The following is a 17101-nucleotide window of genomic DNA, read 5'->3' on the forward strand; positions in this document are numbered from 1 at the left end:
CGCCCGGAGCGAAGCGAGGACACCGATGAGCGTCACTGCGATGAGTCATACGGTCGTCTGCCGGTACGACGTCCTGCTGCCGGAGCGCGGTGTCGCGGCCCTGATCGGGGACCTGCAGATCGCGTTGTTCCGGACGCACGACGGTGAAGTGTTTGCCATCGGCAACCAGGACCCGTTCAGTGGGGCGAACGTGATGTCGCGGGGTATCGTCGGCAGCCGCGGTGACGTGCCGACGGTCGCGTCGCCGATGTTCAAGCAGGTCTTCGATCTGCGCACCGGCTCGTGCCTCGACGATCCGTCGGTGTCTCTTCCGGTGTACCAGGTCGACGTGGTCGACGGACAGGTCACGGTGAATCTCGGTGATGACTAGGCCCGGGCCACTCAGTGGCTGCACGATCGCGATCACCGCCCATCGGCGGGCGGAGGACCTGGTCGCCTCGTTCGAGCGGCGGGGCGCGAAGGTGCTGCACGCACCGACGCTGCAGATCGTGCCGGTCGCCGACGACCACGCGCTGATCGAGGCGTCCCGGCGGGTGATCGCGAACCCGCCGGACGACGTCGTCGTCACCACCGCGGTCGGCTTCCGCGGCTGGATCGAGGCCGCGGACACCGCCGGGCTGGCCGCGGATCTGCTCGGCACCCTGGAGCAGTCGCGCCTCCTCGCCCGTGGTCCGAAGGCCCGGGGTGCGATCCGGGCCGCCGGACTGGTCGAGCACTGGTCCGCTCGGTCGGAGACCACCGCCGAGGTGGTGCAGTGGCTTCGTGACCAAGGGGTCAACGGCCGGAAGATCGTCGTACAACTGCATGGGTTGTCGGACCCGTCGCTGCAGGACGCACTGCGGTCGGCCGGGGCGTCGGTCCGCGGGCTGGAGGTGTACCGCTGGGGTCCGGCGCCTGACCCGGCCGTTGTCGAGCGGATGATCGGTCAGGTCTGCACAGGGATCGTGGACGCGGTGGTGCACACATCTGCGCCGGGTGCCCAGGCCATGCTGGACGCTGCAGCCCTGACTGGGCAGTACGACGCTCTGATTTCGTCGCTGCGGGCAGGTCGGGTGCTGAACGCCTGCGTCGGACCGGTGACCGCTGGACCCTTTGTGGCGTTGGGTTTGGAGCCTCTGGTGCCGGACCGCTACCGACTGGGTGCGCTGATCCGGATCGTGACCGACCGGCTCACCGATGACAACGCCCGGTCGATCGAGACGGAGTTCGGGCAGTTGGTGATCCGCGGCGGAGCGGCGGTGCTCGACGGTGTGGTGTTGCCGCTCGGTCCGGGTCCACGCGCCGTACTGGCCGCGCTCGTCGCAGCAGGCGGCGATGTGGTGTCGCGGCCCGCGTTGCTGGCGGTGCTCCCTGGTGCCGAGGACGTCCACGCGGTTGAGGTGACGGTTAACCGTTTGCGCACGGCGGTCGGCCGGCCCGAGCTGGTGCGGACCGTGGTGCGGCGCGGCTACCGGCTCGCCGTGGAACCTGCCGGGGTACCGACATGATCACCGGCCCGACCCAGCGGACGGCTGGCGTCGACCTGGTCGCCGGCCCGACCGGGCGGGCGGCTGGCGTGGACCTGATCGCCGCGGCTCACGGGACGGCGGACCCTCGGGGCATACGCGAGGTCCGCGAACTCATCCGGATGATGGCCCGGCGGCGTCCCGACGTACCGGTCTCGCTCGGCTTCGTCGACGTCGACGTACCCGCGCTGCCGGGGCTGGTCGCCCGTGTTGTTGCTGATAGCAACCAAGCCGTGGTGGTGCCACTGTTGCTGTCCGGCGGCTACCACGTCTACGTCGACGTAGCTGCCGAGGCGGATCGGTATCCCGGCCGGGTCCGCACGGCGCCGGCCCTCGGACCATCGCCTGTCCTGGCGGAGATCCTCGCCGATCGCCTCGGCAACCTCGGTTGCGTCGACCACGTGGTCCTCGCTGCGGCCGGCTCCTCGGACCCCCGCGCCCTCGCCGACTGCTCCGAGACAGCGGATCTGCTCTCCGCTCGCGTCGACCGCCCGGTCTCCGTCGGCTACGTCTCCGGTGCGGGTGAACGCCTCGCCTCGGTCCTGTCGCGGACCCCGGGGGAGGTGGCGGTCGCGACGTACCTGCTGGCGCCCGGCTTCTTCGCCGACCGCGTCCGCCGGCTGGCCGCCGGACGTCCGGTGACCCCGCCGCTAGGTGCCGATCCCCGCCTGGCCGACTTGGCCCTCCGCCGCTACGAGGCCGTTGGGTACCGAGGAACGGGTAGTGGTGGGCGATTCGGCCTGGCCGGATGCGTGGCCACGGCGTGATGGTGCGCTGACCACTGACTACTACCCGTTGCTCGGTACGGTGCCGGGCTTGTATTCGGCGATAACCACTCCAGTGGTGGTGGTTTCGGAGTGGGTGAGGGTGAGGGGCTGGTGCAGGTTGCCGAAGAGGTGGCGGCCGGTGCCGAGCACGAGCGGGTGGATCAGCAGGATGTAGACGTCGATCAGCTCCGGGATGGATCGGACCAGTTCGCCGCTGCCGAGGACGATGAGGTTCTGCTCGCTCTTCAGCTTCGCGACGCCGTCCAGACCGATCACGTGGGTGTTGACCCAATCGGGGTCCGTCAGCGTCGACGAGACGACGTACTTCTGCTGCTTGTTCAGCGCGTCCGTGTAGGGGTTGTCCTCCTGCTTCGGCCAGAAGCCCGCGAAGTCCTCGTACGTCCGCCGCCCGAGCAGCATCCCACCCTGGACCCCAGCCCGCCGCTGCAGCACACGCCCCATCGAGTCCTCGCTGTACGGCGTCCCCCACCCGCCGTACTGGAAGCCCCCACGCACATCCTCATCCACCCGCCCCGGCCCCTGCATCACGCCATCCAACGTCAAACTGCAAACCACCGTGATCTCACCCATAACTGCCTCCTTGGTCCGTGTTCTCGCCCTCTACACGAACCAAGGGTGTGCAGATCGACAGGAGATGTCGGTCAATTCAGCCCGGGCGAGCACTCAGTCCCGGCGTGTCGTGCCGTGAAGAGCAGACACCTCCTGTCGAACCTGCACCAGTCGCGCTCGTTGAGTCGACCGAAGTCGTCAACAGGCGTGAAGAGTTTTGAGGTCGCCCTAAGCCGGTCACGGACGGTGAGGAGGCTGGTTGCGTGCCGGGTGCAGGGGGAGCATCGTGGAGGTGTGGGTGCACCACTTGCCTGTTTGGAGTTCGGGCGGCGGAAGATCACCTAGTTTCGGAGGCGTCATGCCTGAGGCTGAGCACACGGTCCGGATCCAGCGGCCGCCGGCAGCCGTGTTCGCGTACTTCGCGGACAGCGAGAACGACCCGCAGTGGCGTCCCGCGGTCAAGGAGATCGCCCGGAACGGTCCGATCGGTCCGGGGATGACGTACCGGCAGCGGGTCGCCGGGCCGGGTGGCCGGCCGATTCCGTCGGACTTCCGGGTGACGGCGTACGAGCCGGACAGTCATCTGGCGTTCGAGGTCACCGCCGGGCCGGTGCGCCCGGTTGGCGACTACCGGTTCGAGGCGGTGGACGACGGGACCGAGGTCACCCTCAAACTGTCCGCCGGCCTGTCCGGCCTGAAGAAACTCCTGATGACCAAGCCGGTCCAGCAGTCGATGAACTCCGAGGTCGCCGCCCTCGACCGCGCGAAAGAGATCCTGGAAAACCAGGCGTGAGCCTGTACCGACGAACGGGTAGTGGTGCCTTATTTCCCCTGCCACCCGTCTGCCACGCCGCTCGGTGTTCGGTCGATGCGGGGGTACTACCCGTTGGTCGGTACGCCGTCCGGCCGGGCTGCCCCTGCTCCGGCGGCCGACCGGAGGGAGTCCAGGTCCGCGTGGCAGCGGGCTTCTACTTCGGCGAGTTCGCGGAGGGTTTCGTCGATGTCGTGGCGGCGTTGTTCGAGGTCGGCTCGGCGGTGGGTGATCTGGGTGAGGAGGTACTCGAGCTGGCCCTCCTCGCCGGGTTCGGCGTCGTACATGTCGACGATGGTGGCGATCTCGTCGAGGGAGAAGCCGAGGCGTTTGCCGCGCAGGATCAGGCCGAGGCGGACCTTGTCGCGGGGGTGGTAGACACGCAGGGTGCCGCGGCGCTCGGGCGTGAGCAGGCCGCGGTCCTCGTAGAACCGGATCGTCCGCAGCGTGACGTCGTACTCGGCGGCCAGTTCGGCGATCGACCAGGTCTCAGCGGGCACCCGGATATTGTGCACACACCCCAGGTTGCTTTACGTTTACGTAAGCGTCAAGCACAAGGAGTGCCTCATGTTCGAGCTGTCCGAGGAACATCGCGAGTTCCGCCACAGCGTCCGCGACTTCGCCGAGGCGGAGATCGCGCCGCACGCCGCCGAGTGGGACCGCAAGCACTACTTCCCGGTGGAGGTCGTGCAGAAGATGGGGAAGCTCGGCCTGTTCGGCCTGACCGCCCCGGAGGAGTACGGCGGTGCGGGCGGCGACTTCACGAGTCTGTGCGTGGCGATCGAGGAGATCTCCCGGGTGGACCAGTCGATGGGCATCACGCTCGAGGCGGCGGTGGGGCTGGGGATCAACCCGATCCTCACCTTCGGCACCGAGGAGCAGAAGGCCACCTGGTTGCCCGACCTGGTCGCGGGCCAGAAGCTGGCCGGGTTCGGGCTGACCGAGCCCGAATCCGGGTCGGACGCGGGCGCGACCAAGACGCGCGCGGTCCTCGACGGCGGCGAGTGGGTGATCGACGGCTCGAAGCAGTTCATCACCAACTCCGGTTCCAGCATCACCTCCTGCGTGACCGTGACCGCGCGGACCGGCGAGAAGGCGGACGGCAAGGCGGAGATCTCCACGATCATCGTCCCGAGTGGTACGCCGGGCTTCGTCGCCGAGGCGGCGTACGACAAGCTCGGCTGGCACGCTTCGGACACACATCCGCTCTCCCTCGTCGGCTGCCGGGTGCCCGAGGGGAACCTGCTCGGCCAGCGCGGCAAGGGGTTCGCGCAGTTCCTCGCGACGCTGGACGACGGGCGGGTCGCGATCGCGGCGGTCGCGCTCGGGTGCATCCGGGCGTGCTTGGAGATGTCGGTCCAGTACGCCGGTGAGCGGCAGACGTTCGGTGGTCCGATCGGGCGCAAGCAGGGCGTCGCCTTCCAGATCGCGGACCTGAAGGTGATGGCCGACGCGGCCGAGCTGCTCGTCTACCGGGCCGCCGCACTGAAGGACGCCGGCGCCTCGATGGCCGACTTCAAGCAGGCCGCGTCGGTGGCCAAGCTCTACGCGACCGAGTCCGCGGTGACGGCGACGCGGATCGCCACCCAGGTCTTCGGCGGCTACGGCTTCATGGAGGAGTACCCGGTCACCCGGTTCTACCGCGACGCCAAGATCCTCGAGATCGGCGAGGGTACGTCGGAAGTCCAGCGGATGCTGATCGCCCGCAGCCTCGGCCTCCCGGTCGAATGATCCCTTGCGTCCGAAGAACTGTGGCCTATAACCCTCGCTTCTTCGGACGTAACAGGTAGAAAGGCAGATATGAGGGACCACTGGACCGAGGTGAAGGCAGCGCGCGAGGCGACGCTGGCGCCGCCGGAGAAGGCGGCGGCGAAGCTCGCGAGTCAGAACAAGCTGTACGTCCGGGACCGGATCGCACTGCTCGTCGACGAGGGCAGCTTCGTTGAGGACGCCCAGCTCGCGAACGCGCTGAACCCCGGCCTGCCGGCCGACGGCGTGGTGACCGGCCGCGCGCTGGTCGACGGCCGCCCGGCGCTGCTGGTCGCGAACGACCCGACCGTCAAGGCCGGCTCGTGGGGTGCCCGGACGGTGGAGAAGATCGTTCGCATCACCGAGGTCGCGCTCCGCGACGAGCTGCCGATCTTCTGGCTGATCGACTCGGCCGGCGCGCGGATCACCGACCAGGTCGACCTGTTCCCCGGCCGTCGCGGCGCCGGCCGGATCTTCCACAACCAGGTCGCGCTGTCCGGCAAGGTCCCACAGATCTGCTGCCTGTTCGGCCCATCGGCCGCGGGTGGCGCGTACATCCCGGCGTTCTGCGACATCGTGATCATGGTCGACGGCAACGCCTCGATGTACCTGGGCTCGCCCCGGATGGCCGAGATGGTGGTCGGCGAGAAGGTGACGCTGGAGGAGATGGGCGGCGCGCGGATGCACACCAGTGTGTCCGGCTGCGGTGACCTGCTCGCCACCGACGACACCGAGGCGATCGACCTCGCCAAGCAGTTCTTCTCCTACCTGCCCGGTTCGTGGCAGTCGCGGCCTCCGTCGTACGACGCGTCGCCGCCGGCGCGCGACTTCACCCGGGATCTGGTGCCGGCCGAGGAGAGCGTCGGGTTCGACATCCACGACGTGATCGACGCGCTCCTCGACGCGGACACGTTCTTCGAGGTCAAACCGGCGTACGCGCCGGAGCTCGTCACCGGGTTCGGCCTGCTGGCCGGTCAGGTGGTCGGGATCGTGGCGAACCAGCCGGCCGTCAAGGGCGGCGTGCTGTTCGTCGACTCGGCGGATAAGGCGGCCCGGTTCATCTGGCTGTGCGACGCGTTCAACGTGCCGCTGGTGTACCTGTGCGACGTACCGGGCTTCATGATCGGCAGCGAGGTCGAGCGGGCCGGCATCATCCGGCACGGCGCGAAGATGATCACCGCGGTGTCGGAGGCGACCGTGCCGACGGTGTCCGTGATCGTGCGGAAGGCGTACGGCGCGGGGCTCTACGCGATGTGTGGACCCGGCTTCTCGCCGGACGCGTGTATCGCACTGCCGACCGCGAAGATCGCCGTGATGGGTCCGGAGGCGGCGATCAACGCCGTGTACTACAACAAGATCCAGGAGATCGCGGACGAGGGCGAACGGGTCGAGTACGTGTCCCGGCTGCGTGAGGAGTACGAGACCGACATCGACATCCTCCGCCTCGCCGCCGACCTCGTCATCGACGCCATCGTCGAGCCGGAGAACCTCCGTGACGAGCTGATCGCCCGCCTCGCCGCCGCCCAGTCCAAAGACCGGACATTCTCCCACCGCCGCCACGGCGTCCCGCCGGTCTAGAAATCCTTCAGCCGTTGGCCGATGCCCGCGAGATAGGCGACCAGACCATTGCGCCAAGTGCTCGGTGGTCGGCATGCGCTCATCCATTCGTCCACCGATCGGTCACGCGAGCGGTTTTGCCGGCGGTGGCCCGCTAGGGTGAAGTGTGTGACTGCAAACGATTTCGCGAGGAAGATCCGGGGCCGGGAGAAGCTGGTTGGTTACTGGGTGACGCTGGATGCGCCGCCGGCGACCGAGCGGATCGCGCGGCTGGGGTACGACTATGTCGTGCTCGACGGGCAGCACGGCCTGATCGGGTACCAAGGTCTGCTGACCGGGTTGCTCGCGATCGACGCCGGTGCGGCGATCGGCTCGGGCGAGACCGTCGGGCTGGTGCGCGTCGAGGCGAACGACCCGACTCCGATCGGGCGTGCACTGGACGCTGGTGCGGCCGGCGTGATCGTGCCGCTGATCGACACCTCGGACGACGTGGCTCGGGCAGTCCAGGCGGCGAAGTATCCGCCGGTCGGCGGGCGCTCGTTCGGCCCGACGCGGGCGTCCCTGCGCATCGGCCCGGTCCCGGCCGACTCCAACGCGGCGACCGTCGTACTCGCGATGATCGAGACGCCGCTCGGCCTGAAGAACGTGGCGGAGATCTGCGCGACGCCCGGCCTGGACGGCGTGTACGTCGGGCCGTCGGACCTCGGACTCGCGCTGGGTGCCCGCTTCCCGGGTGACCCGGAGATCGACGGTCCGTTCGAGGAGGCGGTCGAGCTGATCGCCCGGACCGCCGCCGCGGCCGGGATCGCGGCCGGCATCCACACCTTCGACGGCGACTCCGCGAAGCGCCGGCTGGCCCAGGGCTACTCCTTCGCCACCGTCTCCTCCGACCTCAACCACCTCGAGGGCATCGCTGCTGCCCACCTGGACACGGCTCGTTCATAGGAACACGCAGGCGCCTCCTCGGGTTAGGTTCGGAGAGGACAGACCGAGGAGGGCCTGGATGAAGGCACCCGAGCGAGGGGCACTGCCGTTGGGGCTGGCGGCGACGCTGGGGCGGACCTATGGGCGGCTGACCGAGACCGTGCAGGGTTTGGCCGACGCGGACTTCGAGCGGGAGACCAGATGCGCCGGTATGCCGGTCGGTCCACTGCTGGTCCATCTCCTGTACGACGCTCAGCGGGCACTGATCGCATTCGCCAGCCCGGCCACCGCTGACCCGGATCGGGATTTCGTCACGTACTGGCAGGACTTCCCACCCCGGTCCGAGAGCGATGCGGAGCCGGATACGAAGTTCGTCCGTGGCGTCGCGGCGGCGTACCGAAAGCCTGGCCTGCTGGTCCAGCACTGGCGTGAGGTGTCCGAGGCGGCGGTGCGGGCCGCGGCGGTCGGACTGGCCGTGAAGGGTCATCGGGTCGAGACGCAGGGCCATGTGCTGAACGCGAAGGACTTCGTCGCGACTTTGGTGCTCGAGTCGACGGTTCACCATCTCGACCTGATCGTCGGCCTGCCGGACGCGCCCGAACCGGATCCGGAGGCGCTGCAGGTGACGGCCCGGACGCTGGACGGCCTGTTCGGCTCGGCCGCGTGGGACGTGATCGGCTGGGACACCACGACGTACGTCCTGAAGGCAACCGGCCGGCTGCCGCTCGACGAGGACGACGTGGACATGCTCGGCCCGCACGCGGACCGTCTACCTCTGCTGGGCTAGAGCAGTCCGGCGAACGGGTCGTCGAGGTCCTGCCAGCAGGTTGTGCAGTCGCTCGGGTGCCGCGCCGCGATGAGCGTTCGCGAGTACGCACACGTCGGCGTACTCGATCTGTCGTGCGGTCAGCTCCGCGACGTTGCGCCGATCCGGCATCAGCACACCTCGCCGAGGCAGCTCGTCCTGCTGCACGACCACGGTCACTGTGCTTCCGTCATGGCGTCGAGCACCGGCTCGCGGAGCGTCGTGGAGAGCCCGGCGAGCAGGGACAACGGAGTCTTCCCTTGGGCGGCGGTCATTCCCCGAGTATATGAAAACGATTTTCATCAGTCCAGAGCCCGGCGGCCGCGACTTTCCCACCACCACAGGAATTTTCCGGTGCCGGCACACAACGCACTTGAGTGGTCCTCAACGACAGGAGGTAGTCGGGCGGACCGGTGGATCGTGAGCCTGAGCGGGCCGGTCCACGGGCGGCGGAGGGGCACTACCTCCTGTCGTCAGGCCGCGAATTCGGTGGGCGGGGGATCTGCGGTCTGGTAGGCAAGGGGTTATGGCGATCGAGATCGGGCGGTTCAAGGGTGGGTGGGACGAGCTCGTGGAGCTCCTCGACTTGGCGTTCGCGGCGCCTTGGACCGAGACGCAATTAGAGGCGGAGCGGCGCGTCTGGGAGGCCGACCGGAGCACAGCCGCGACCGACGACGGCCAACTGGTCGGTCACACCGGGGCGTTCTCGTTCCGGATGACGGTGCCGGGCGCGCAGGTGCCGGTGGGCGGGGTGACCCTGGTCGGGGTCCGGCCGACGCATCGGCGGCGCGGCATCCTGCGCGACCTGATGCGCGCGCAACTGACCGAGATCCACGAGGCCGGGACCGAGCCGCTGGCCGCGCTGACCGCGAGCGAGGCGGTCATCTACGGCCGCTTCGGCTACGGACTGGCGGCCGATCACCAGGAGATCGTCGTACCGAAGGTGTCGCGCGAACTGCGGCCGGTGGCCGGAATCGACGACGTACGGATCAGGTACGTCGACGTGCGCGAGACGCTGGCCACCTGCGCGGCGTTGCGCAATCGGCTCGCGGAAGAGCGGCCGGGGATGTTCCAGCACGACGATCGGTGGAACGAATACGTCATCAGTGAGAACGTGATGATTGATCCGGCGAACGGGTCGAAGCGCCGGTGTGTGCTGGCCGAGCGCGACGGCGAGGTGACCGGGTTCGCGCACTACCGGACGAAGCGCGCCGAGAAGGGGTACGTGCAGGTCGACCGCGTGCATGCCGTGGACCTCGCGTCGCATGCCGCGCTCTGGCGCTACCTGCTCGAGCCCGACCTGCTGAGTGAGACCCGCTGCGCGATGGTCGCGTCGGACGACCCGCTGCTCGATCTTCTGCTCGATCCTCGCGCACCGTCGCCGCGCACCGGGGACGGCCTGTGGGTGCGGACGGTCGACGTCGGCCGTGCGCTCGCGGCGCGGACGTACGCGCGGGACATCGACGTCGTTCTCGACGTCACCGACGGCTTCCTGCCGTGGAACGTGGGCAAGTGGCAGCTGTCCGGAGGGCCGGACGGTGCCACGTGCGAGCCGAGCACGCGCGCGGCCGATCTGACCGTCGATGTCCGCGAGCTCGGGGCCGTCTACCTCGGCCGGCCATCGCTGGCGCGGCTCGGCCGGGCCGGACTGGTCGAGGAGCACACGGCCGGAGCACTGGCCGCGACCTCGGAAGCGTTTTCCACATCTCGCCTACCGTTCCTCGACACGGGCTTCTGATCGGTTAGCCTTCCCAGATGCAGACGCAGCGTCGAGGCGCGCTCGCGCTGGCCGCAGTCCTGCTCGTCGGGGTCGCTGCGGCCGGTTTCGTGGTGCTTGCGTCGGCGGGCGGTCCGGTCCGGCCGCTGAGCGAGAGCACGCTGCGCTCGAGCCCGCGTCCACTGCCGACCTTCACGCCGACCCAGTCCGTGTCGGCGCCGACACCGATCGGGCCGCCGCGGCAGCGTCAGGTGAAGCCACGGCCGATGCCGGAGTGGCTGAAGGCCTTGTGGCAGGCGCTGGTCTACCTGGTGATCGCCGCGATCGCGCTGTTCCTGGGCCGGTGGATCTACCGCGTCATCCGCAAGGTCGAGTTGCCGCAGGCCGAGGTGGCCGACGCCGAGTGGGAGCGGGTGAAGGCCGAGCGGCTTGCCGAGGCGGTCGACACGGGGTTGTCCCGGATCGACTCCGGGACGGCGACCGATGCGGTGATCGCTTGCTGGGTCGCGCTGGAGGAGGCGGCCGCGTCCGCGGGGGTGGCCCGCGATCCGTCGGAGACCCCGGCCGAGTTCACCGTCCGGGTCCTGGGTGTCGGGGGGATCTCCGAGCCGCAGCTGAACCGCCTCGGTGAGTTGTACCGCGAGGCTCGTTACTCCACGCACGGTTCGTCCGAACCGGCCCGCACCGAGGCCCGGGCTGCCCTTCTGCGGCTGCGGGACGAGTTGGCTGTCGCACACACCGTGGAAGTGACGTCATGACGTCGTACCGATGGTCGCCGTTGGAGGAGAAGGGTCCGCCGCCGGAGCCCGGGAAGCGCCGGGGCCGGTCGATGCGGCTGAACAAGGTGCTTGTCCAGCATGTCGGGATCACCGTGCTGGCGAGCCTGCTGCTGGTCGGCGTGTTCGGGGCAGCGGGGATGGCGCCGCGGCCGTTGTGGTTCGTGGCCGCCGCCCTGGCGATCGGGTTCGGGTCGCTGGCGATCCGGCTGATCGCCCCGGAGGTACTCGAGACCAGCTGGCCGACCCGCCACGACGAGCAGCTGGCGGCGATGCGGGCCCGGAGCAACGACAACCGGACCCAGTTCATCGCCACCTGGCTGCAGGAGTCCAGCCGCGAGCGCCGGGCCGGCGAGGGTTCGCAGACGTTCGCCCGCCGGGTCCGTCCGCTGCTGCTCGAGCTCACCACCGATCGCCTGGTCCACCGCCACGGCGTCGATCCCACGTTCGAGCCGGACCGCGCCCGCGCGATCACCGGCGACCGGCTCTGGGGCCTGATCACCGGCGACGAGAAACGTACCGCGTCCCTCGACGAGATCGAGTACGCGATCCATACCATCGAGAACCTGTGAGGAACTGTGACTGATCGCGAGCAGCCGCTCGGGGGAACTGGCCGCGAGCTGACGCTCGGCGAGGTGTCCGACCTGAGCCAGCGGGTGCTGGAGCGGGTGAGCCAGGCTGTCGTCGGCAAGTCCGAGGCGCTGGAGCTGGTGCTGGCCGGCATCCTCGCGGGCGGGCACGTGCTGCTGGAGGACTACCCGGGCCTGGCGAAGACGCTGGCGGCCCGGTCGTTCGCGCAGGCGCTCGGGCTGGAGTTCCGGCGGGTGCAGTTCACGCCGGACCTGTTGCCGTCGGACGTGACCGGCGCGTTCGTGTACGACCAGAAGGATTCGGAGTTCGTCTTCCGGCCCGGTCCGATCTTCACCGGCCTGCTACTGGCCGACGAGATCAACCGGACCCCACCGAAGACCCAGGCCGCGCTGCTCGAGTCGATGCAGGAGCACCAGGTCACGGTCGAGGGTCAGACCTTCCCGCTGCCCACGCCGTTCCACGTGCTCGCGACCGCGAATCCGGTCGAGTACGAAGGCACCTATCCGCTCCCCGAGGCGCAGCTCGACCGCTTCATGCTGCGGATCGGCTTCGGCTACCCGAGCGCCGCGGAGGAGTGGGAGGTACTGCGTCGCCGGATGAGCCGCCGGCAGGAGGACCAGACGGTCGACGCCGTCACCGACGCGGCCGGACTGCTCGCCGCCCAACGCACGGTCGAGTCGGTCACCGTCGACGACACCGTCGGTCAGTACTGCGTCGACCTCGCGTCCGCGACCCGTCGGGACTCGCAGGTCCTGGTCGGTGCATCACCTCGTGGTTCGCTGGCGCTGCTTCTGACAGCCCGTGCGTACGCCGTGATCCACGGCCGGGACTACGTCGTACCAGAGGATGTGAAGGCCGTCGCCGTACCTGCCCTGGCGCACCGGATCACCGTGCGGCCCGAGCTCTGGCTGCACGAGGTCACCGGCGCGACCGTGGTGCGCACGGTGCTCGGCACAGTCGCGACACCGCCGACCGTGGTCGGCGCTTCCCGCTGATGAGGTGGCGACCGACCCATGCGCAGGTCCGCGCGATCTGCGCGGCCGCGGTGTTGCTCGCCATCGCGGTGTTGCTGCGGCGGCCGGACGCGGCGGTGTTCGGGCTGCCGCTGGCATTCGTCGCCGTGTGGGGGCGGTACTTCCGGCCACGAGAACAGCCCGAGGTGCGCACCGAACTCGATGCGGACGTGTTGTTCGAGGGCCAGGCGACGACGTACCGGCTGCGGGTGTCCGGGACCGTTGACCCGGACATCGATCTGATCGTGGCGGCGCTGCCCCGGTCCGAGTGGTTCCAGTACGACCCGCCGCAGGCGGCGATCGCGGAGCCGGTGACGGACGGCGCGGTGACGCTCGAGGTCGGGCTGCGGTCGAAGCGGTGGGGCCTGCGTGCGTTGGAGCGACCAACGGTCGCGGCGACATCGGCGCTCGGCGCGTACCGGCTCCAGGTGACGTCGGCGGAGCCGCTGGCGGTGACCACGCTGCCGCTGCGTGAGGGCTTCGAGGCGATCGACTCCGTACCGCGGCCGGCCGGACTGGTGGGACTGCACCGATCCCGGCGACCGGGGGAAGGGACCGAGCTGGCCGGTGTCCGGCCGTTCCGCACCGGCGACCGGTTGCGGCGGATCAACTGGTCCGTGTCCGCGCGGACCCGCGAGCTGCATGTGACCTCGACGTGGTCGGACCGCGACACCGAGGTGGTGATCCTGCTCGACACCGGCGGCGAGATCGGGATCAGCGAAGGGATCGACGGGCGGTCGAGCAGTCTCGACACCGCGGTCCGCGCGGCCGCGTCGATCGCCGAGCACTACCTGCGGCACGGCGACCGGGTCCGGCTGATCGACACCGGGAACCTGGTCCGCGGCGTACGCTCCGGCAGCGGTCGCGGGCACCTGCGCCGGATCCTCGACACGCTCGTCCACGCCGACCGCAAGGGCCGCCAACAGGACGAACAGCAGTTGGCCCGGCGGAACCGGATCAGGTCCGACAGCCTGGTGCTGGTGCTCAGCCCGCTGCTCCGCCAGGTGATGCTCGGGTACGTCGTGACGCTCGTCCACTCGGGATGCACGGTGATCGCCGTGGACACGTTGCCGCCGGACATCGCGTCGATCATCGACCTCGAAGAGCACGACTCGCGGACCTGGCCGCTGGCTTGGCGACTGCGCCTGCTCGAGCGCCGCCGCGACCTCGATCGGCTCAGCGATCTCGGCGTACCGACGGTGCCGTGGCGAGGCGCCGGGACCTTGGACGAGGTACTGCGGGACGCGTCCAGGCTGGCCTCGGCCCCGAGGATGAGATCATGAACGAGCGAAGCGAGTTCATCATCAAGCACTGCCCGCTTCGTGCCTCATCGGCGCCCGGAGCGAAGCGAGGACGTCGATGAGCATCGCGGAAAGAATCAGCTCGTGGTTGGCGCAGGTGCGTGCGTCGGGGCGTGCTGTGCTGCTGGTGCGGTTGGTGATCGCGGCCGCGGGGACCGTCGCGCTCGTGGTGCCGGCGGTGCAGTCGTGGGACCAGGCCGATCTGATCCCGCTGGTCGCGGTGCCGATGCTGGTGGCAACGGTGGCGTTGCCGGATTCGCCGGCCGGGTTGATCTTCCTGCTGGTCGTCCCGGCCGGCTGGTTGATGCGGGCGCCGGGCGAGCTGAGCTGGAGCCTCGCCGTCACCGCGATCGCGTTAGTGGTGGTGCATCTGGCGACCGCGTTCGCCGCCCAGGTCCCGTCGTACGCGCGGGTCCACCGGGACGCCCTCCGTCGCTGGTGGTTGCCCGGGGCAATCGCTGCGCTCATCGTCCCGGTGGTCGCGGTGGCGGCCGCGCTGGTGCAGGGCGCAGACGTGCCAGGCTCACTGTTGATCACCGTCGGCGCACTCCTCCTCGCAACCGTGACCATCTGGTTCGCCGCCGGCCAAAGACTCGGCCGCGACTAGTACTGGGGGTAGCTACATGAGCACCACTCCAGCGGCCGACGAGCGGACGCGATACTCCTCCCACCGTGCGGATGCTGTCGACGATCAGGCTTGGCCCGAGTTCGGCGAGCAGGTCCGAGGGCTGTTGGAGTCGGTCGGCGAGGTGATCCGTCCCGAGGCCGGCGAGGTGTTGTGGGATGCCGGCGACGGCTACGACCTGCACCTCGTACTCGCGGGTAGAGTCGGTCTCGTGGATCGGCGGGACGACCGGGTCGTGTTCGTGGTGGAAGCCGGCGACTTCGTCGGCGAACTCGGCATGCTGATGGGACAGCCGGCCTTCCTCGCGGGCGTCGCGATGCCCGACAGTGTGGTGTTGCGGGTGCCGATCGAGGATCTGCGACGGCTCGTGGCGACCTCCGTCGAGCTGGGTGACGTGCTGCTGTCCGCCTTCGATGCGCGACGACGCCTGCTGACCCGTATCGGCGAGGGCGGCCTCGTGCTCGCCGGCGACGACGACCGCGACCTGCACCGGCTGCAGCAGTTCGCCGAGCGCAATCACGTTCCCTATCGGACGGTGCTGCGCTCGAACCCGGCCGCTTGGGCCGAGATCGCGGCGACGTGTGCACTCCCGGACAAGGGGACGGCCGTGGTGACCGGCCGACGTCGGATCCTGGCCGAGCCGACGACGCGCGAACTGGCTACCGCCATCGGTCTCGATCTGTGTGCGATCTCCGACCAAGCACGTTGCGATCTGCTGATCGTCGGCGCCGGCCCAGCGGGCTTGGCCGCTGCCGTGTACGGCGCATCCGAAGGACTCGACGTTGTCATCGTCGAAGACGTCGCTTTGGGTGGGCAGGCCGGCACGTCGTCGCGGATCGAGAACTACCCCGGATTCCCACGCGGGATATCCGGCAGTGAGCTGGCTCGGTCGGCGATGCTGTAGGCGGTGAAGTTCGGGGCCCGGTTGGTCTCACCTCGATCGGTGACAGAGCTCTCGCAGACCCCGGGCGGATTCCGGGTCCGGCTCGATGACGAGCAAGATGTCGCAGCCCGGGCCGTCGTCATCGCGAGCGGTGTCCAGTACCGCCGATTGGGGATCCCAGGTGTCGCCGAGTTCGAGGGTCGCGGCGTCTACTATGCCGCAACCGAACTCGAAGCGCGGGCATGCTTCGGACGAAACGTGGTGGTGGTCGGAGGCGCCAATTCGGCCGGCCAAGCCGCACTGTTCCTCGCCCAGCAGGCCAACCAGGTACACATCCTCATTCGCCGCGACAGCCTCGCCGAGACCATGTCGACCTACCTCGAGCAGCGGATCGCTCACCACGAACGGATCACCGTCCACCCCCAGTCGCAGCTGACCTCCGTTGCCGGTGCAGACCGCGTCACCGAACTGACCTGGCGGGACGACCGCAGCCAACAAGACGTCCGGCTCGAGGCAGGCGGATTGTTCTTGATGATCGGCGCGGTCCCACGCACCGCATGGCTCTCCGACGTCGGCGTAGAACTCGACGACAAAGGATTCGTCACAACCCGAGGATCCTTCGAAACCTCAGTACCCGGCCTGTACGCCGTCGGCGACGTCCGCGCCGGCTCCGTCAAACGCGTCGCCTCCGCCGTCGGAGAAGGCTCAGTCGTGATCTCCGCAGTCCACTCCCACCTCGCCGGCACCCGCTGACAGAGCGCCGACTGGATCGGCGCCGCCGTTCTCGAGGATGGCCCGGTCGCGCCGGTCACCAGGATCGTCATGCCGAGGACTGTGCTCGCCACGTGCGCTTCCGCGGCCACTTCTTCGTCGCGTGTGCTTCCGCGGCCGCTCCTTCGTCGCGTCCGCTCCGCGCGCTCCCACCCACCCCAGGTTGCGCGCTATCGCGCTTCATCAACCACACCGTGGTTTTCGGGGCGTGGTGGTTGGCCCAACCCCACCGCTTGATGTGGTCGCTCACGCGTGCTCCCGCGGCCACTGAGCTGTGTCAAGAATCTTGGACAGTCAAGGATGCCGAATGCGATCTCATCGATTCGGTTGAACGCCGACCCGACCACCTCCCGGAGGTTGGGACACCTTCTGAGGGTGCTGGCACAAGAAATGACGGCTCTCCTGCCCAATGTGTGGGTGGTGGCCGACGTGCCGCGTCCTCGTCGGGGGCCGGATCGGTTGACCTGAGACAGCTTGTGGTGGGTGGGGATCTGCAATGTCAGATCCCGGCCACCACGTGCTGTGTGAGGCCCCCGGGCCGACGGCGGGATCGGTGCGACCTCGGACAGGTGCCAGGGACCGCGGACACGGCACAACCTGTCCGACGACCCCAGCTGGTGTCCCAGGTCCCGCAGATCCGCACCGATCCCACCGTCAACCCCACGAAACCCACCCCGACTCCCGCCCCGCCCGGCCCCCCAGTGCGGTCGGTTCGGTCCGGTCAGTGCGGTCGGTT

The 17101-nt window shown here is 69.2% G+C and carries 19 protein-coding genes; 16 read left to right on the forward strand and 3 right to left on the reverse strand.

Features of this window, described 5'->3' with window-relative positions; genetic code table 11:
• Nucleotides 1–40 precede the first annotated feature (40 nt).
• Genes nirD through OG555_RS20620 form a run of 3 tightly spaced genes read left to right on the forward strand, consistent with a single transcriptional unit; the run spans nt 41 to nt 2272 of the window.
• Complete coding sequence (nirD, locus tag OG555_RS20610; RefSeq protein WP_329484544.1) at nt 41–370, forward strand: nitrite reductase small subunit NirD; 330 nt, start codon at nt 41–43, stop codon at nt 368–370.
• A complete protein-coding gene (locus OG555_RS20615; RefSeq protein ID WP_329484545.1) occupies nt 363–1487 on the forward strand; it encodes a uroporphyrinogen-III synthase in 1125 nt (374 codons plus the stop codon). The genes nirD and OG555_RS20615 overlap by 8 nt, the downstream gene beginning before the upstream one ends.
• Nucleotides 1484–2272 carry a sirohydrochlorin chelatase gene (locus OG555_RS20620; protein ID WP_329484546.1) on the forward strand — a complete coding sequence of 263 codons (789 nt, stop codon included), beginning with the start codon at nt 1484–1486 and terminating at the stop codon, nt 2270–2272. The genes OG555_RS20615 and OG555_RS20620 overlap by 4 nt, the downstream gene beginning before the upstream one ends.
• Before the next feature lie 21 nt (nt 2273–2293).
• Here the strand turns inward: OG555_RS20620 and OG555_RS20625 are convergent, their stop codons facing one another.
• The gene (locus OG555_RS20625) at nt 2294–2863 is read right to left on the reverse strand and encodes a dihydrofolate reductase family protein (RefSeq protein WP_329484547.1); all 570 of its coding nucleotides are present in this window, start codon (nt 2861–2863) and stop codon (nt 2294–2296) included.
• A 337-nt stretch (nt 2864–3200) separates the two neighbouring features.
• Between OG555_RS20625 and OG555_RS20630 the strand changes: the two genes are divergently transcribed.
• Nucleotides 3201–3635, forward strand: coding sequence for an SRPBCC family protein (locus OG555_RS20630; RefSeq protein ID WP_329484548.1), 435 nt, complete (start codon nt 3201–3203; stop codon nt 3633–3635).
• Between the two features lie 86 nt (nt 3636–3721).
• Here OG555_RS20630 and OG555_RS20635 read toward each other — a convergent pair whose 3' ends face one another.
• Nucleotides 3722–4153 carry a MerR family transcriptional regulator gene (locus tag OG555_RS20635; protein WP_329484549.1) on the reverse strand — a complete coding sequence of 144 codons (432 nt, stop codon included), beginning with the start codon at nt 4151–4153 and terminating at the stop codon, nt 3722–3724.
• A gap of 67 nt (nt 4154–4220) precedes the next feature.
• Here OG555_RS20635 and OG555_RS20640 point away from each other — a divergent pair, with 67 nt between their 5' ends.
• From OG555_RS20640 to OG555_RS20655, 4 genes are all read left to right on the forward strand, one after another.
• A complete protein-coding gene (locus OG555_RS20640) occupies nt 4221–5384 on the forward strand; it encodes an acyl-CoA dehydrogenase family protein (protein ID WP_329484550.1) in 1164 nt (387 codons plus the stop codon).
• 69 nt (nt 5385–5453) lie between these two features.
• On the forward strand, nt 5454–6980 hold the full coding sequence (locus OG555_RS20645; protein WP_329484551.1) for an acyl-CoA carboxylase subunit beta: 1527 nt from the start codon (nt 5454–5456) through the stop codon (nt 6978–6980).
• Nucleotides 6981–7127: 147 nt separating this feature from the next.
• On the forward strand, nt 7128–7904 hold the full coding sequence (locus OG555_RS20650) for an HpcH/HpaI aldolase family protein (RefSeq protein WP_329484552.1): 777 nt from the start codon (nt 7128–7130) through the stop codon (nt 7902–7904).
• Nucleotides 7905–7962: 58 nt separating this feature from the next.
• Nucleotides 7963–8670 carry a maleylpyruvate isomerase N-terminal domain-containing protein gene (locus tag OG555_RS20655; RefSeq protein WP_329484553.1) on the forward strand — a complete coding sequence of 236 codons (708 nt, stop codon included), beginning with the start codon at nt 7963–7965 and terminating at the stop codon, nt 8668–8670.
• Here the strand turns inward: OG555_RS20655 and OG555_RS20660 are convergent.
• Entirely contained in the window at nt 8653–8868 is a 216-nt protein-coding gene (locus tag OG555_RS20660; RefSeq protein WP_329484554.1) for a hypothetical protein, read from the reverse strand. The two genes, OG555_RS20655 and OG555_RS20660, sit on opposite strands and share 18 nt — an antisense overlap.
• Nucleotides 8869–9214: 346 nt before the next feature.
• Here OG555_RS20660 and OG555_RS20665 point away from each other — a divergent pair, with 346 nt between their 5' ends.
• From OG555_RS20665 to OG555_RS20700, 8 genes are all read left to right on the forward strand, one after another.
• Nucleotides 9215–10426: a GNAT family N-acetyltransferase gene (locus tag OG555_RS20665; RefSeq protein ID WP_329484555.1), complete on the forward strand. Its 1212-nt coding sequence runs from the start codon at nt 9215–9217 to the stop codon at nt 10424–10426.
• 17 nt (nt 10427–10443) lie between these two features.
• A complete protein-coding gene (locus OG555_RS20670) occupies nt 10444–11163 on the forward strand; it encodes a DUF4129 domain-containing protein (protein ID WP_329484556.1) in 720 nt (239 codons plus the stop codon).
• Nucleotides 11160–11753, forward strand: coding sequence for a hypothetical protein (locus OG555_RS20675; RefSeq protein WP_329484557.1), 594 nt, complete (start codon nt 11160–11162; stop codon nt 11751–11753). Before OG555_RS20670 ends, OG555_RS20675 begins: the two co-directional genes overlap by 4 nt.
• 6 nt (nt 11754–11759) lie before the next feature.
• Nucleotides 11760–12767 carry an AAA family ATPase gene (locus OG555_RS20680; protein ID WP_329484558.1) on the forward strand — a complete coding sequence of 336 codons (1008 nt, stop codon included), beginning with the start codon at nt 11760–11762 and terminating at the stop codon, nt 12765–12767.
• Nucleotides 12767–14068 carry a DUF58 domain-containing protein gene (locus OG555_RS20685; protein ID WP_329484559.1) on the forward strand — a complete coding sequence of 434 codons (1302 nt, stop codon included), beginning with the start codon at nt 12767–12769 and terminating at the stop codon, nt 14066–14068. Before OG555_RS20680 ends, OG555_RS20685 begins: the two co-directional genes overlap by 1 nt.
• A 76-nt stretch (nt 14069–14144) precedes the next feature.
• Nucleotides 14145–14693, forward strand: a complete 549-nt coding sequence (locus OG555_RS20690) for a hypothetical protein (protein ID WP_329484560.1) — start codon at nt 14145–14147, stop codon at nt 14691–14693.
• 16 nt (nt 14694–14709) lie between these two features.
• Nucleotides 14710–15615, forward strand: a complete 906-nt coding sequence (locus tag OG555_RS20695; protein WP_329484561.1) for a Crp/Fnr family transcriptional regulator — start codon at nt 14710–14712, stop codon at nt 15613–15615.
• A 39-nt stretch (nt 15616–15654) separates the two neighbouring features.
• A complete protein-coding gene (locus OG555_RS20700; RefSeq protein ID WP_329484562.1) occupies nt 15655–16347 on the forward strand; it encodes an NAD(P)/FAD-dependent oxidoreductase in 693 nt (230 codons plus the stop codon).
• Nucleotides 16348–17101: the final 754 nt, after the last annotated feature.

Source organism: Kribbella sp. NBC_01484, assembly GCF_036227145.1.
Lineage (GTDB): Bacteria > Actinomycetota > Actinomycetes > Propionibacteriales > Kribbellaceae > Kribbella.

Excerpts from the sequence above, each read along its gene's own strand:
- OG555_RS20665 (WP_329484555.1), top strand. The coding sequence starts at position 9,215 with ATGGCGATCGAGATCGGGCGGTTCAAGGGTGGGTGGGACGAGCTCGTG.
- OG555_RS20615 (WP_329484545.1), top strand. The coding sequence starts at position 363 with ATGACTAGGCCCGGGCCACTCAGTGGCTGCACGATCGCGATCACCGCC.
- OG555_RS20675 (WP_329484557.1), top strand. The coding sequence starts at position 11,160 with ATGACGTCGTACCGATGGTCGCCGTTGGAGGAGAAGGGTCCGCCGCCG.
- OG555_RS20640 (WP_329484550.1), top strand. The coding sequence starts at position 4,221 with ATGTTCGAGCTGTCCGAGGAACATCGCGAGTTCCGCCACAGCGTCCGC.
- OG555_RS20630 (WP_329484548.1), top strand. The coding sequence starts at position 3,201 with ATGCCTGAGGCTGAGCACACGGTCCGGATCCAGCGGCCGCCGGCAGCC.
- OG555_RS20690 (WP_329484560.1), top strand. The coding sequence starts at position 14,145 with ATGAGCATCGCGGAAAGAATCAGCTCGTGGTTGGCGCAGGTGCGTGCG.
- nirD (WP_329484544.1), top strand. The coding sequence starts at position 41 with ATGAGTCATACGGTCGTCTGCCGGTACGACGTCCTGCTGCCGGAGCGC.
- OG555_RS20670 (WP_329484556.1), top strand. The coding sequence starts at position 10,444 with ATGCAGACGCAGCGTCGAGGCGCGCTCGCGCTGGCCGCAGTCCTGCTC.
- OG555_RS20695 (WP_329484561.1), top strand. The coding sequence starts at position 14,710 with ATGAGCACCACTCCAGCGGCCGACGAGCGGACGCGATACTCCTCCCAC.
- OG555_RS20685 (WP_329484559.1), top strand. The coding sequence starts at position 12,767 with ATGAGGTGGCGACCGACCCATGCGCAGGTCCGCGCGATCTGCGCGGCC.
- OG555_RS20625 (WP_329484547.1), bottom strand. The coding sequence starts at position 2,863 with ATGGGTGAGATCACGGTGGTTTGCAGTTTGACGTTGGATGGCGTGATG.
- OG555_RS20655 (WP_329484553.1), top strand. The coding sequence starts at position 7,963 with ATGAAGGCACCCGAGCGAGGGGCACTGCCGTTGGGGCTGGCGGCGACG.
- OG555_RS20620 (WP_329484546.1), top strand. The coding sequence starts at position 1,484 with ATGATCACCGGCCCGACCCAGCGGACGGCTGGCGTCGACCTGGTCGCC.
- OG555_RS20645 (WP_329484551.1), top strand. The coding sequence starts at position 5,454 with ATGAGGGACCACTGGACCGAGGTGAAGGCAGCGCGCGAGGCGACGCTG.